10 protein-coding genes are annotated in these 14,851 nt (G+C 42.1%); 9 read left to right on the top strand and 1 reads right to left on the bottom strand.

All coding sequences use genetic code 11. The features are described from left to right. The first annotated feature begins 257 nt into the window (after positions 1–257). From D8804_RS00650 to D8804_RS00625, 6 genes are all read left to right on the top strand, one after another. Complete coding sequence (locus D8804_RS00650) at positions 258–1,016, top strand: isoprenyl transferase (RefSeq protein WP_125398479.1); 759 nt, start codon at positions 258–260, stop codon at positions 1,014–1,016. Between the two features lie 8 nt (positions 1,017–1,024). Then, the gene (locus D8804_RS00645) at positions 1,025–1,828 is read left to right on the top strand and encodes a phosphatidate cytidylyltransferase (RefSeq protein ID WP_000159119.1); all 804 of its coding nucleotides are present in this window, start codon (positions 1,025–1,027) and stop codon (positions 1,826–1,828) included. A gap of 15 nt (positions 1,829–1,843) precedes the next feature. After that, on the top strand, positions 1,844–3,100 hold the full coding sequence (rseP, locus tag D8804_RS00640; RefSeq protein WP_125398478.1) for an RIP metalloprotease RseP: 1,257 nt from the start codon (positions 1,844–1,846) through the stop codon (positions 3,098–3,100). A 16-nt stretch (positions 3,101–3,116) separates the two neighbouring features. Continuing rightward, positions 3,117–4,970 carry a proline--tRNA ligase gene (locus D8804_RS00635; RefSeq protein WP_125398477.1) on the top strand — a complete coding sequence of 618 codons (1,854 nt, stop codon included), beginning with the start codon at positions 3,117–3,119 and terminating at the stop codon, positions 4,968–4,970. A 98-nt stretch (positions 4,971–5,068) separates the two neighbouring features. Then, on the top strand, positions 5,069–6,448 hold the full coding sequence (locus tag D8804_RS00630) for a glycoside hydrolase family 1 protein (protein ID WP_125398476.1): 1,380 nt from the start codon (positions 5,069–5,071) through the stop codon (positions 6,446–6,448). Between the two features lie 179 nt (positions 6,449–6,627). Further along, a complete protein-coding gene (locus D8804_RS00625) occupies positions 6,628–11,019 on the top strand; it encodes a PolC-type DNA polymerase III (RefSeq protein ID WP_125398475.1) in 4,392 nt (1,463 codons plus the stop codon). Between the two features lie 116 nt (positions 11,020–11,135). On the opposite strand, the gene D8804_RS00620 is transcribed toward D8804_RS00625, so the two are convergent. Further along, the gene (locus D8804_RS00620) at positions 11,136–12,572 is read right to left on the bottom strand and encodes an NACHT domain-containing protein (RefSeq protein ID WP_472725585.1); all 1,437 of its coding nucleotides are present in this window, start codon (positions 12,570–12,572) and stop codon (positions 11,136–11,138) included. A gap of 555 nt (positions 12,573–13,127) precedes the next feature. Here D8804_RS00620 and D8804_RS00615 point away from each other — a divergent pair. Genes D8804_RS00615 through D8804_RS00605 form a run of 3 tightly spaced genes read left to right on the top strand, consistent with a single transcriptional unit; the run spans position 13,128 to position 14,777 of the window. Continuing rightward, positions 13,128–13,280 carry a hypothetical protein gene (locus D8804_RS00615; protein WP_000776618.1) on the top strand — a complete coding sequence of 51 codons (153 nt, stop codon included), beginning with the start codon at positions 13,128–13,130 and terminating at the stop codon, positions 13,278–13,280. Positions 13,281–13,295: 15 nt separating this feature from the next. Beyond that, positions 13,296–14,537 (top strand): aminopeptidase, encoded by a 1,242-nt coding sequence (locus D8804_RS00610; RefSeq protein ID WP_000243939.1) that lies wholly within the window; start codon positions 13,296–13,298, stop codon positions 14,535–14,537. Positions 14,538–14,546: 9 nt separating this feature from the next. Continuing rightward, the gene (locus D8804_RS00605; RefSeq protein WP_000580446.1) at positions 14,547–14,777 is read left to right on the top strand and encodes a GlsB/YeaQ/YmgE family stress response membrane protein; all 231 of its coding nucleotides are present in this window, start codon (positions 14,547–14,549) and stop codon (positions 14,775–14,777) included. The last annotated feature ends 74 nt before the right edge of the window (positions 14,778–14,851 follow it).

Here is a 14,851-nt window from a genome sequence, read left to right as displayed (position 1 = left end):
TTTTCTAATGAGCAAATTTATTGAAACCTCAAAAAACTTAAGAAAACTTTAAGCTAGGAGGTGTATACTAAGCCATAAGTTAAGAGGAACTTAACTTAAACTCCTAAAACTTTTTCATAATAATCTCCCTATAAAATTAAGTCGCCCAATCAGGCGGCTTATTTTTTGTCTGTATGGAGAGCTAATAACTTAGCAATAGAAGAAAATAGGGAAATATGGTATAATGAAACGATAGATTTTTGAATAGGAATAAGAACATGTTTGGATTTTTTAAGAAAGATAAAGCTGTAGAAGTTGAGGTTCCAACACAGGTTCCTGCTCATATTGGCATCATCATGGATGGGAATGGTCGTTGGGCTAAAAAACGAATGCAACCACGAGTTTTTGGTCATAAGGCAGGGATGGAAGCCCTCCAAAAAGTGACCAAGGCAGCTAACAAGATGGGAGTTAAGGTCATCACGGTTTATGCCTTTTCAACGGAAAATTGGACACGCCCAGATCAAGAAGTCAAGTTTATCATGAACTTGCCAGTCGAATTTTATGATAACTACGTCCCTGAATTGCACGCAAATAACGTTAAGATTCAGATGATTGGAGAGACAGACCGTTTGCCTAAACCGACTTTTGAAGCTTTGAAAAATGCAGAGGAGTTGACCAAGAACAATACGGGCTTGATTCTCAATTTTGCGCTTAACTATGGTGGTCGTGCTGAAATTACGCAGGCTCTTAAGGGCTTGGCTCAAGATGTTCTAGATGCTAAAATCAACCCTGGTGACATCACAGAAGATATGATTGGGGACTATCTTTTCACGCAACACCTGCCAAAGGATTTGCGGGATCCTGATTTGATTATCCGTACGAGTGGTGAGTTGCGTTTAAGTAATTTCTTGCCATGGCAAGCAGCCTATAGCGAGCTTTACTTTACGGATACCTTGTGGCCTGATTTTGATGAAGCTGCCTTGCAGGAAGCTATTGCTGCTTTTAACCATCGCAATCGCCGTTTTGGAGGAGTTTAGGAGAAGATATGACCAAGGATTTACAAAAGAGAACATTGTTTGCGGTATTGGCCCTGGCAATTTTCCTTCCAGTCTTGTTTGCAGGAGGGCTCTTGTTGCAGATAGGGATTGGCTTGTTAGCGATGCTAGGCGTCCATGAACTCTTGCACATGAAGGGGCTAAAGACTATGACCATTGAGGGCGCTTTGACTCTTTTTGCGACCTTCGCTCTCACAGTTCCTTTAGAAAATTACCTAACTTTTTTGCCTGTTGATGGGAATGTGGTTGCCTACAGTGTTTTGATTACCATAATGCTAGGGACGACCGTTTTCAGTAAAAACTATACGATTGAAGATGCCGCTTTTCCAATTGCTGTGAGTTTTTATGTTGGTTTTGGCTTCAATGCTTTACTAGATGCTCGGGTGGCAGGTTTTGATAAGGTTCTTCTGGCTCTTTTTATCGTTTGGGCGACAGATAGCGCAGCCTACCTGACAGGGATGAATTTTGGTAAACATAAATTGGCGCCGAGAGTTTCTCCTAATAAGAGTATTGAGGGCTTTGTCGGGGGGATTCTAGGAGCGGTACTGATAACAGTAATCTTCATGTTAGTGGATAGCACAGTTGCTCTTCCTTATGGGATTTATAGAATGAGTCTCTTTGCTGCCTTCTTCAGTGTGGCAGGTCAGTTTGGTGACTTGATTGAGAGTGCCATGAAACGCCATTTCGGTGTCAAAGATTCTGGAAAATTTATCCCTGGACATGGCGGTGTGTTGGATCGCTTTGACAGCATGCTGATTGTGTTTCCAATGATGCACTTATTTGGCCTGTTTTAAAGAAAGGAATATTGAATGATTGGATTGCTAACCTTTATCCTCGTTTTTGGGATTATTGTGGTGGTGCATGAGTTTGGACATTTTTATTTTGCCAAGAAATCGGGCATTCTAGTTCGTGAATTTGCCATTGGTATGGGGCCCAAGATTTTTTCCCATATCGGTAAGGATGGCACTGCTTATACCATTCGAATCCTTCCTCTAGGAGGCTATGTTCGTATGGCAGGATGGGGTGATGATGCGACAGAAATCAAGACAGGAACTCCAGTCAGTTTAACACTTGCTGATGATGGTAAGGTCAAACGGATCAACCTCTCAGGGAAGAAACTGGATCAAACGGCTCTTCCTATGCAGGTAACCCAGTTTGACTTTGAAGACAAGCTCTTTATTAAGGGTTTGGTCCTGGAAGAAGAAAAGACTTTTGCAGTGGATCATGATGCAACGGTTGTTGAAGAAGACGGAACCGAAGTGCGCATCGCTCCTTTGGATGTACAGTATCAAAACGCTTCTATCTGGGGCAAGCTCATCACCAACTTTGCAGGTCCTATGAATAACTTTATCTTAGGTGTTGTTGTTTTTTGGATCTTGATCTTTTTGCAGGGTGGTGTTAGAGATACTCAGACCAATCTCTTTCATGTCATGCCAGAGGGAGCATTGGCTAAGGTAGGTGTAGCTGAGACCGCTCAAATTACCAAGGTCGGCTCGCACGAGGTTAAGAATTGGCAAGACTTGACTCAGGCTGTGGAAGCAGATACCAAGGACAAGACAGCCCCGACCTTGGATGTGACCATTTCTGAAAATGGTAGCGAAAAACAAGTCACGGTGACTCCGGAAGAGAATCAAGGACGTTATATTTTAGGTGTTCAACCGGGGGTCAAGTCAGATCTCCTATCCATGTTTGTTGGTGGATTTACAACTGCTGCTGACTCAGGACTTCGCATCCTTTCGGCTCTGAAAAACTTGATTTTCCATCCAGATTTGAACAAACTCGGTGGTCCCGTTGCCATTTTTAAGGCAAGTAGCGATGCTGCTAAAAATGGAATTGAGAATGTCCTCTACTTCCTAGCCATGATTTCCATCAATATTGGAATTTTTAACTTGATTCCGATCCCGGCTTTGGATGGTGGAAAGATTGTGCTCAATATCCTAGAGGCTATCCGCCGGAAACCCCTTAAACAAGAAATTGAAACCTATGTCACCATGGCTGGTGTAGTTATCATGGTTGTCTTGATGCTAGCTGTAACCTGGAATGACATTATGCGACTCTTCTTTTAGATAATCGAGGAATATTATGAAACAAAGTAAAATGCTAATCCCAACGCTTCGCGAAATGCCAAGCGATGCTCAAGTTATCAGCCACGCCCTTATGTTGCGTGCTGGTTATGTTCGTCAAGTTTCTGCTGGTGTTTATTCTTACCTACCACTCGCTAACCGTGTGATTGAAAAGGCTAAAAACATCATGCGCCAAGAGTTTGATAAGATTGGTGCGGTAGAGATGTTGGCTCCAGCCCTTCTCAGTGCCGATCTTTGGCGTGAATCAGGCCGTTATGAAACCTATGGTGAAGACCTTTATAAACTGAAAAATCGTGAAAAGTCAGATTTTATCCTAGGTCCGACACACGAAGAAACTTTTACAGCTATTGTTCGTGACTCTGTCAAGTCTTACAAGCAATTGCCACTCAACCTTTACCAAATCCAGCCCAAGTACCGTGATGAAAAACGTCCACGTAACGGACTTCTCCGTACGCGTGAATTTATCATGAAAGATGGATATAGTTTCCATGCTAATTACGATAGTTTGGATGTGACTTATGACGAGTACAAGGCGGCCTATGAACGGATCTTCACTCGTAGTGGCTTGGACTTCAAGGCGATCATCGGTGACGGTGGAGCCATGGGTGGTAAGGATAGCCAAGAATTTATGGCCATCACACCAGCCCGTACAGACCTCGACCGCTGGGTTGTCTTAGATAAGTCAGTTGCCTCATTTGATGAAATTCCTGCAGAAGTACAAGAAGAAATCAAGGCAGAATTGCTCAAATGGATGGTTTCTGGTGAAGACACCATTGCCTACTCAAGTGAGTCTAGCTATGCAGCTAACTTAGAAATGGCAACAAACGAGTACAAACCAAGCAACCGTGTCGTTGCGGAAGAAGAAGTGACTCGCGTGGAAACACCAGGTGTTAAATCTATTGACGAAGTCGCAGCCTTTCTAAATGTCCCAGAAGAACAAACAATCAAAACCCTCTTCTACATGGCAGATGGTGAGCTTGTTGCAGCCCTTCTAGTTGGAAATGATCAACTCAATGAAGTCAAGTTGAAAAACCACTTGGGTGCAGATTTCTTTGATGTGGCGAGCGAAGAAGAAGTGGCAAGTGTTATCCCAGCTGGCTTTGGTTCGCTTGGCCCAGTTGGTTTGCCAGAAAATGTGAAAATTATTGCAGACCGTAAGGTACAAGATGTTCGCAATGCTGTTGTGGGGGCTAACGAAGATGGCTACCACTTGACTGGTGTGAACCCAGGTCGTGATTTTACTGCAGAATACGTAGATATTCGCGAAGTTCGTGAGGGTGAAATTTCACCAGACGGACAAGGTGTTCTTAACTTCGCGCGTGGTATTGAGATCGGCCATATTTTCAAACTCGGAACTCGCTACTCAGCAAGCATGGGTGCAGATGTTTTGGATGAAAATGGCCGTGCTGTGCCAATCATCATGGGATGTTACGGTATTGGTGTTAGCCGTCTTCTCTCGGCAGTTATGGAACAACACGCTCGCCTCTTTGTTAACAAAACGCCTAAAGGGGAATACCGTTATGCTTGGGGAGTTAACTTCCCTAAAGAATTGGCACCATTTGATGTGCACTTGATCACTGTCAATGTCAAGGATGAAGAAGCGCAAGCCTTGACAGATAAACTTGAAGCTAACTTGATGGATGCTGGTTACGAAGTCTTGACAGACGACCGTAACGAACGTGTCGGGGTTAAATTCAGCGATAGCGACTTGATTGGTCTGCCAATCCGTATCACTGTTGGGAAAAAAGCAGCTGATGGCATCGTAGAAGTTAAGATTAAGGCGACTGGTGACACCATCGAAGTTCATGCAGACAACTTGCTTGAAACGCTTGAAATCCTCAGCAAAAAATAAAAACTATAATCAGAAGAAAAACAAGGCAAAAATGTAACTAGTTTTTACCTTGTTTTTTCTGTATAATGGGAAAAATGAGTAAACGAAGAGGTATAACAATGCTAAAATTTCCAAAGGATTTTGTCTGGGGTTCCTCCACTTCTGGACCACAGACAGAAGGACGAGTGCCAGGTGATGGTAAAGGAGATAATCTCTGGGATTATTGGTATCAGGTGGAACCCAATCGCTACTACAATGGGATTGGACCTGACAAAACATCGACTTTCTATGAAAACTGGGAAAAGGATATTGAGCTTTTGGTAGAGACTGGGCATACAGCCTTCCGAACTTCTATTCAGTGGTCTCGTATTTTCCCGCAAGGTCGTGGAGAGGTCAATCCGCAAGGGGTGGCTTTCTACCGTCAGGTTTTTGAGGCTATTAAGGCCAAGGGGATTCGTCTCTTAGTCAATCTCTATCACTTCGACCTGCCATTTGCCCTCCAAGAAGACGGCGATGGCTGGGAAAATAAGGCAACTGTCTCAGCTTATGAAGACTATGCTCGTTTTTGTTTTGAGACATACGGTGACTTGGTGGACCAATGGATTACCTTTAACGAGCCTATCGTTCCTGTGGAGTTTGGTTATTTCTATGATGCCCACTATCCTCACAAGGTGGATGCCAAAGCAGCGGTTAAGGTTGCCTATCATACGCAACTGGCTAGTAGTCTTGCGGTTAAGGCCTGTCATGAAGTTTTGCCTGATTCCAAGATTGGGATTGTTCTTAACTTGACACCAGCTTATCCACGTAGCCAGCACCCCGCAGATGTCAAGGCTGCTCGCATTGCGGATCTCTTCCAAGCTCAATCTTTCTTAGACCCGTCTGTTTTGGGAGCTTATCCACAGGAGTTGGTAGAAATCTTGTCTGAGCATGACTTGTTGCCAGAGTACACTGTTGAAGAGTTAGAACTTATTCGCGAGAATACAGTTGATTTCCTAGGAGTCAATTACTACCAGCCTTTGCGTGTCATGGCACCGCGTTTTGCTAAACATCCTGATAGCCCGCTCTTGCCAGAGCATTTTTACGAGCCTTATGTTATGCCTGGACGTAAAATCAATCCTCACCGCGGTTGGGAAATCTACGAGCAAGGGATTTATGATATCGCTCAAAATATCAAGGAAAACTATGGCAATATCGAGTGGATGTTGACAGAGAATGGCATGGGTGTTGAAGGTGAAGACAAGTTCCGTGAGAATGGCATGATTCAGGACGACTATCGTATCGACTTTGTCAAAGGGCACCTGCGTGAACTCCACCGTGCCATTGAAGACGGTGCCAACTGTAAGGGTTACTTGGTTTGGACCTTTATCGATTGCTGGTCATGGCTCAATAGCTATAAAAACCGCTATGGTTTGGTTGAGCTTGACTTGGAAACGCAAGAGCGCCGCCTGAAGAAATCAGGCCACTGGTTCAAAGAACTCAGCGACCATAATGGATTTTAAGAATAAAAAGGGTGAGATGATGTTCATCTCATCTTTTAATATGTGACGACTAATCAGTACAGTTTTATCCACTACAAGTATGATAAAATCTTTCCATCTAAATCGTAAGGGAGATGGTACTGGCTATATATTTTCTTTAATTATGGTAAAATAGTAAGAGAATAATGTGAGGAAATTGAATGTCAAGTAAGTTTGAAATTTTAATGAATCAACTAGGAATCTCTGATCAGCTGAGACAGGATCCTGCTCTTGTTGATGCAAGCATTGAGCGTGTCGTGGTTCATAAAATTAGTAAGGTATGGGAATTTCATTTTGTATTTTCTAATATTTTACCTATCGAAATCTTTCTAGAGTTAAAGAAAGGGTTGAGTGAGGAATTTTCTAAGACAGGGAATAAAGCTGTTTTCGAAATCAAGGCTCTCTCTCAGGAATTTTCAAATGAACTCTTGCAGGCCTACTATAGGGAGGCTTTTTCTGAAGGTCCATGTGCTAGTCAGGGGTTTAAATCTCTTTATCAGAATTTGCAAGTTCGTGCGGAGGGAAATCAACTCTTTATTGAAGGTTCAGAGGCGATTGATAAGGAGCACTTTAAGAAGAATCATCTTCCTAATTTGGCAAAGCAACTTGAAAAATTTGGTTTTCCAGCTTTTGTATGCCAAATAGAAAAGAATGATGCTCTTACACAAGAGCAGGAGGAAGCCTTCCATACGGAGAATGAACAGATTGTTCAAGCTGCCAATGAGGAAGCGCTCCGGGCTATGGAGCAACTGGAACAAATGGCTCCTCCTCCAGTAGAAGAGAAGCCAGCCTTTGATTTTCAGGCTAAAAAGGCTGCGGCCAAGCCTAAACTAGATAAGGCTGAAGTTACCCAGATGATCGACGTGACGACTGAGGAAAATCGCCTGGTCTTTGAAGGGGTCGTTTTTGATGTGGAGCATAAGGTGACCAGAACTGGTCGCGTTTTGATCAACTTTAAAATGACAGACTACACTTCAAGTTTTTCAATGCAAAAATGGGTTAAGAATGAAGAAGAGGCTCAGAAGTTTGACATCATTAAGAAGAATTCTTGGCTCCGAGTTCGTGGGAATGTGGAGATGAATAACTTCACACGTGATTTGACCATGAACGTCCAGGATGTGCAGGAAGTTGTTCACTATGAGCGGAAGGATTTGATGCCAGAAGGTGAGCGTCGGGTTGAGTTTCATGCTCATACTAACATGTCGACCATGGATGCTCTACCAGAGGTAGAGGAGATCGTTGCGACAGCTGCTAAGTGGGGGCACAAGGCGGTTGCCATCACCGACCATGGAAATGTTCAATCCTTCCCACATGGCTACAAGGCAGCTAAGAAAGCTGGAATCCAGCTGATTTATGGAATGGAAGCCAATATCGTGGAGGACCGTGTCCCTATCGTTTACAACGAAGTGGAGATGGGCTTGTCAGAAGCAACCTATGTGGTCTTTGACGTGGAGACGACGGGACTTTCAGCTATCTATAATGATTTGATTCAGGTTGCGGCCTCTAAGATGTACAAGGGGAATGTTATTGCCGAATTTGATGAATTTATCAATCCCGGGCATCCATTATCAGCCTTTACTACAGAGTTGACTGGTATTACAGATGATCATGTCAAAAATGCCAAACCACTGGAACAAGTTTTACAAGAATTCCAAGAATTTTGTAAGGATACAGTTTTAGTTGCCCACAATGCCACCTTTGACGTTGGCTTTATGAATGCAAACTATGAGCGTCATGGTCTGCCTAAGATTAGCCAGCCAGTCATCGATACGCTCGAGTTTGCTAGAAACCTTTATCCTGAGTATAAACGTCATGGTTTGGGACCTTTGACTAAGCGTTTTGGTGTAGCACTTGAACACCACCACATGGCCAACTACGATGCGGAAGCGACTGGTCGTTTGCTTTTCATCTTTATCAAAGAGGTGGCAGAAAAACATGGTGTGACCGATCTAGCTAGACTAAACATTGATTTGATTAGTCCAGATTCTTATAAAAAAGCTCGGATCAAGCATGCGACTATTTATGTCAAGAATCAGGTAGGTCTAAAAAATATCTTTAAACTGGTTTCTTTGTCCAATACCAAGTACTTTGAAGGAGTACCACGGATACCGAGAACAGTTCTAGATGCCCATCGAGAAGGATTGATTTTAGGGTCAGCTTGCTCTGAGGGTGAAGTTTTTGATGCTGTCGTTTCCCAAGGTGTGGATGCGGCGGTCGAGGTGGCCAAGTATTATGACTTTATCGAGGTCATGCCACCAGCCATCTATGCTCCCTTGATTGCCAAGGAGCAGGTTAAGGATATGGAGGAGCTCCAGACTATTATCAAGAGTTTGATAGAGGTTGGGGACCGTCTTGACAAGCCTGTTCTGGCTACAGGAAATGTCCATTATATCGAACCAGAAGAAGAGATTTACCGTGAAATTATCGTCCGTAGTTTGGGGCAGGGGGCTATGATTAACAGAACCATCGGTCATGGTGAACATGCCCAACCAGCACCGCTACCGAAGGCTCATTTTAGAACGACCAATGAAATGTTGGATGAATTTGCATTCTTGGGAGAGGGACTGGCTCGTAAACTGGTTATTGAAAACACCAATGCCTTGGCAGATATCTTTGAACCTGTTGAGGTTGTTAAGGGTGACTTGTATACGCCTTTCATTGACAAGGCGGAAGAAACGGTCGCTGAGCTGACCTACAAGAAAGCTTTTGAAATTTATGGAAATCCGCTGCCAGATATCGTTGATTTGCGGATTGAAAAAGAATTAACTTCTATTCTGGGGAATGGATTTGCCGTTATTTACCTGGCTTCCCAGATGCTGGTGCAACGTTCCAATGAACGGGGTTACTTGGTTGGTTCTCGTGGATCTGTCGGTTCCAGTTTCGTTGCGACTATGATTGGGATTACGGAGGTTAATCCTCTCTCTCCTCATTATGTTTGTAGTCAGTGTCAGTATAGTGAATTTATCACAGATGGTTCTTATGGTTCAGGATTTGATATGCCCAACAAGGACTGTCCAAAGTGTGGTCACAAACTCAGCAAAAATGGGCAGGATATTCCGTTCGAGACCTTCCTTGGTTTTGATGGAGACAAGGTTCCCGATATTGACTTGAACTTCTCGGGAGAAGATCAGCCTAGCGCCCACTTGGATGTACGTGATATCTTTGGTGAGGAATATGCCTTCCGTGCGGGAACGGTTGGTACGGTGGCTGCTAAGACTGCTTATGGATTTGTAAAGGGCTATGAGAGAGATTATGGCAAGTTCTATCGTGATGCAGAGGTGGAACGCCTCGCTCAAGGTGCGGCTGGTGTCAAGCGGACTACAGGACAACACCCAGGGGGAATCGTTGTTATTCCTAACTACATGGATGTCTATGATTTTACGCCTGTCCAGTATCCAGCAGATGACGTGACGGCTGAATGGCAGACCACTCACTTTAACTTCCACGATATCGATGAGAACGTCCTCAAACTTGATGTACTAGGACATGATGATCCGACCATGATTCGGAAATTGCAGGACTTGTCTGGGATTGACCCTAATGAAATTCCTATGGATGATGAAGGCGTGATGGCCCTCTTTTCTGGGACGGATGTGTTAGGGGTGACTCCTGAGCAAATCGGAACACCGACAGGGATGTTAGGGATTCCAGAGTTTGGAACCAACTTTGTACGTGGGATGGTAGATGAGACGCATCCGACGACTTTTGCGGAATTGCTTCAGTTGTCTGGATTATCCCACGGTACCGATGTGTGGTTGGGAAATGCCCAAGATTTGATTAAGCAAGGAATTGCAGACCTATCAACCGTTATCGGTTGTCGGGACGACATCATGGTTTACCTCATGCATGCGGGTCTTGAACCTAAGATGGCCTTTACCATCATGGAACGGGTGCGTAAGGGCTTGTGGTTGAAGATTTCCGAAGAGGAGAGAAATGGCTATATCGAAGCCATGAAGGCCAATAAGGTGCCAGAGTGGTATATCGAATCCTGTGGAAAAATCAAGTATATGTTCCCAAAAGCCCATGCGGCAGCCTACGTTATGATGGCCTTGCGTGTAGCCTACTTCAAGGTTCACCATCCCATTTATTATTACTGTGCTTACTTCTCTATCCGCGCCAAGGCTTTTGATATCAAGACTATGGGTGCGGGCTTGGATGCCATCAAGCGCAGAATGGCAGAAATCGCTGAAAAACGCAAGAACAATGAAGCCTCTAATGTGGAGATTGACCTCTATACAACTCTTGAGATTGTCAATGAAATGTGGGAACGTGGTTTCAAGTTTGGAAAACTCGATCTCTACCGTAGTCAGGCGACAGAGTTCCTCATTGATGGGGATACCCTCATTCCGCCATTTGTAGCAATGGATGGTCTGGGAGAGAACGTTGCCAAGCAGTTGGTGCGTGCGCGTGAAGAGGGAGAATTCCTCTCTAAAACCGAACTCCGCAAGCGTGGTGGACTTTCCTCAACTTTGGTTGAAAAGATGGATGAAATGGGGATTCTCGGCAATATGCCAGAGGATAACCAGCTCAGTTTGTTTGATGAGTTGTTTTAAAGAAGGCAGATTAGCCTCAATTTTATAGAGATGTTTGATAATAAAAAAATAACAGGACATCAGATAATCCTGTTATTTTTTAAATGTAAGCATAAATATACAATGGTTATAGATTATTAATCTTCTAAGGTTATCTCATCTTCTATTAAAGACTCTATCAGTTTTTGCTTGTAATGAGTGAGAGAAAGTATTTTTTGGCCTACCCAAGATTTTTTAAATAAGTCCAATAATTCTTTATTTTCAATGAGGTCTTCTGGCTCGATAGTTTTTCCATTTAAATCGTTATCTTTGCAAAATGATATTAGGGGATTATTATCTATTGTAGTATAGTATGATGTATAGTAAATACTATTGTCAAAAAAATAATTAATAAAATTCTCGAGGTTATCTTTGGGGTGTACGAATCCTAAACTAAAAGATGTGTTTCTAGAAGCAGAACTAACAATAATTTTTACTGGAAAATTGAGAATGTAATATTCAAATAAGTCTTCTTCATCAGATTTAGATTCTTCAAATTTACCTAATAAAGGAATTAAAATATTATTATTAAAGCGTAGGGTACTCATGTCCTCTAACATAGGGAATACTGAATCTGCACTAGTTCGAAACTTTCCTGATTCTATTAGGTGAAAACTGTAGTCTCGCATCTTACAGTCTGTTTGTATATTTAGAAAATAAGCAACAAAATATTCTTGGAAGGAACGATGGGAGAACTTATATCTGTTTCCTTCTTTGTATAGTACACATAGGCAGTTTTCTAAATCGTGGATAAAATTGTCTAAATTGAGAACGCTTTGAATTCGAGAAGGAAATTTTTTAAAAATGTCTTTAATCTCTGGGAAAGTAAACTCTGTTTTTGCTTTTTGGTATGTTAGAAAACAGAAGATTGCAAAATATTCTTTAAAAGTATCTGAACTTAAATCTGATAGCATTTTTCGTCGATAACTTTTCGTAGCATCGTGCTTCGAGAGCATGGTATCAAAGGCTTGATAGTAGAATAGATGTAATTTTTGTGGAATTTCTGCATAGTCATTGTAAGTGGAGAGCATAATATTTAGTAACAGAGGGTTTGAAGCAAAGGATTCATGTCTATCATATAAACCACTCTCTAGATCGCAAATAAATTTATTTTTGAGTTCCTCATCGGGATATTCAATTTTTGTAATAAGACTTATAGCTTGTTCCTTAGTAAAAGGAACAGCTTTTAAAACTGTGAAACGTTGAAACTCAATGAATTCGGATTCGCTATAAGGTCTGGAAGAAAGGATATAATGGTTTTCAGGATATTTGTCACAAAAATCATTTAACTTCTTGAAAAATTCTTTTTGGTTTTCGCTATACAATTCATCATAGCCATCCAATAGGAATAGAAAGCATCCAGATTGAAGTGCATAATCTAAATATTCTTCTTGAAATGTATTGTGAAATTGATTTAGTTTTTTTAACAGTAATTTTTCAAGGTCTAAATGCTCTTCATCATTGAAATCTTTTAATTCAATAAAAATAGGANTATAGTCTTTTAATTCTAATTCGCTTAGAAAAAGGTGTTTCATGAGAGTAGATTTACCAATTCCACCAGAACCTTCAATGATTAAAAATTTTGAGATATCAGTTAGTACTTTTGTTTCAGTGGGCTTGATGATGTCTGAACCTTTTTCTAAAAAAGGAACTTCAAAAAAATCATACAGTCTTTTGGGTTCGATTCCGTAGATAATCGTTTTGATTTTACTATATTTTTCATAAGAATTTGTCAAATAAGATTGGAATGGAATTTCTAGATCAATTTTTACCTCATTGTAGAGCGTTTTAAATTTGTCAGTTGTTTTGGAAATAATAGGTGAAAAGTATTTATCCAGAATAGCACTAGTAAATTGTCTTGCAATTTCATTGTTAAAGATTTCGTCCATCATTTTTTGCTCCTATGTATTTTTTAGTGTATATCTATAGAATATCACCTCATCTTTTTTATGTCAATATAACTAAAAGAAGAGTGTCAATATAGCTGTATATTGCGTTTTCAATTCTTGGATAGTTAATTAAAAAAAGCTTTATTAGGCTTGTTTTTAAATTTACATCATATGTGATATACTAGTAACGGAGGACATTTCATGAAACTTAGGATTTTTGCGGAAGATAAACCTGCTGAAAAGGTTTTTGACTATCAGCTAGAGCTTGCAGATGAAACAATTATTCTATCGACAGCACTCTTGTCTGGTGCCATTGCTTTAGCAGGATTGTTTACTGCTTTGAAAGAAGAATAGAAAAGGAAGAATAAAATGGTTTTACCAAATTTTAAAGAAAATCTAGAAAAATATGCGAAATTATTGGTTGCGAATGGAATCAACGTGCAACCTGGTCACACCTTGGCTCTTTCTATCGATGTGGAGCAACGTGAGTTGGCGCATTTGATCGTGAAAGAAGCCTATGCCTTGGGTGCGCATGAGGTCATCGTTCAGTGGACAGATGATGTGATCAACCGTGAGAAATTCCTCCACGCGCCGATGGAGCGTTTGGACAATGTGCCAGAATACAAGATTGCTGAGATGAACTATCTCTTGGAAAACAAGGCTAGCCGTCTCGGTGTCCGTTCATCTGATCCAGGTGCCTTGAACGGAGTGGATGCGGACAAGCTTTCAGCTTCTGCAAAAGCGATGGGACTCGCTATGAAGCCGATGCGCATCGCAACTCAATCCAACAAGGTTAGCTGGACTGTAGCAGCTGCAGCAGGGCTTGAGTGGGCTAAGAAGGTCTTTCCAAATGCTGCGAGCGATGAAGAAGCAGTCGATCTCCTTTGGGACCAAATCTTCAAAACTTGTCGTGTCTATGAAGAAGATCCAGTTAAGGCTTGGGAAGAACATGCAGCCATTCTTAAGAGTAAGGCGGAAATGCTTAATAAAGAACAATTTTCAGCCCTTCACTACACAGCGCCAGGGACAGATTTGACACTTGGCTTGCCTAAGAATCACGTTTGGGAATCAGCTGGCGCTATCAATGCACAGGGAGAAGGATTCTTGCCAAATATGCCGACAGAAGAAGTCTTTACGGCTCCTGACTTCCGTCGTGCAGATGGCTATGTAACCTCTACAAAACCACTTAGCTACAATGGCAATATCATCGAAGGTATTAAGGTGACCTTTAAGGATGGACAAATCGTTGACATTACTGCTGAAAAGGGTGATCAGGTCATGAAAGACCTTGTCTTTGAAAATGCTGGTGCGCGTGCCTTGGGTGAATGTGCCTTGGTACCAGATCCAAGTCCAATTTCACAGTCAGGCATTACCTTCTTCAACACCCTTTTTGATGAAAATGCTTCAAATCACTTGGCTATCGGTGCTGCCTATGCGACCAGCGTTGTTGGTGGAGCAGAGATGAGCGAAGAAGAACTTGAAGCTGCAGGCCTGAACCGTTCAGATGTTCATGTGGACTTTATGATTGGTTCGAATCAAATGGATATTGACGGTATCCGTGAGGATGGAACGCGCGTACCTCTCTTCCGTAATGGAGACTGGGCAAATTAAGGAGAAGCTATGATTGGAAGTATGTTTGTTGGTCTCCTAGTGGGACTCTTGGCAGGTGCTTTGACCAATCGGGGAGAGAGCATGGGATGCTTTGGAAAAATGTTTCTCGGCTGGATTGGAGCCTTTCTGGGCCACCTGCTCTTTGGGACTTGGGGACCAATTCTAGCGGGAACAGCTGTTATTCCTGCTATTTTAGGAGCTATGCTTGTCTTAGCTATTTTCTGGAGACGAGGAAGTTAATTTCTTAAATCTGATACTCAATGAAAATCAAAGAGCAAACTAGGAAACTAGCCGCAGGCTGTACTTGAGTACGG

It is taken from the genome of Streptococcus oralis, from assembly GCF_003944215.1.
GTDB lineage: Bacteria > Bacillota > Bacilli > Lactobacillales > Streptococcaceae > Streptococcus > Streptococcus oralis_BI.
Note: the sequence above shows the minus strand (reverse complement) of the source record. Positions and strands in the feature narration are given on the sequence as shown.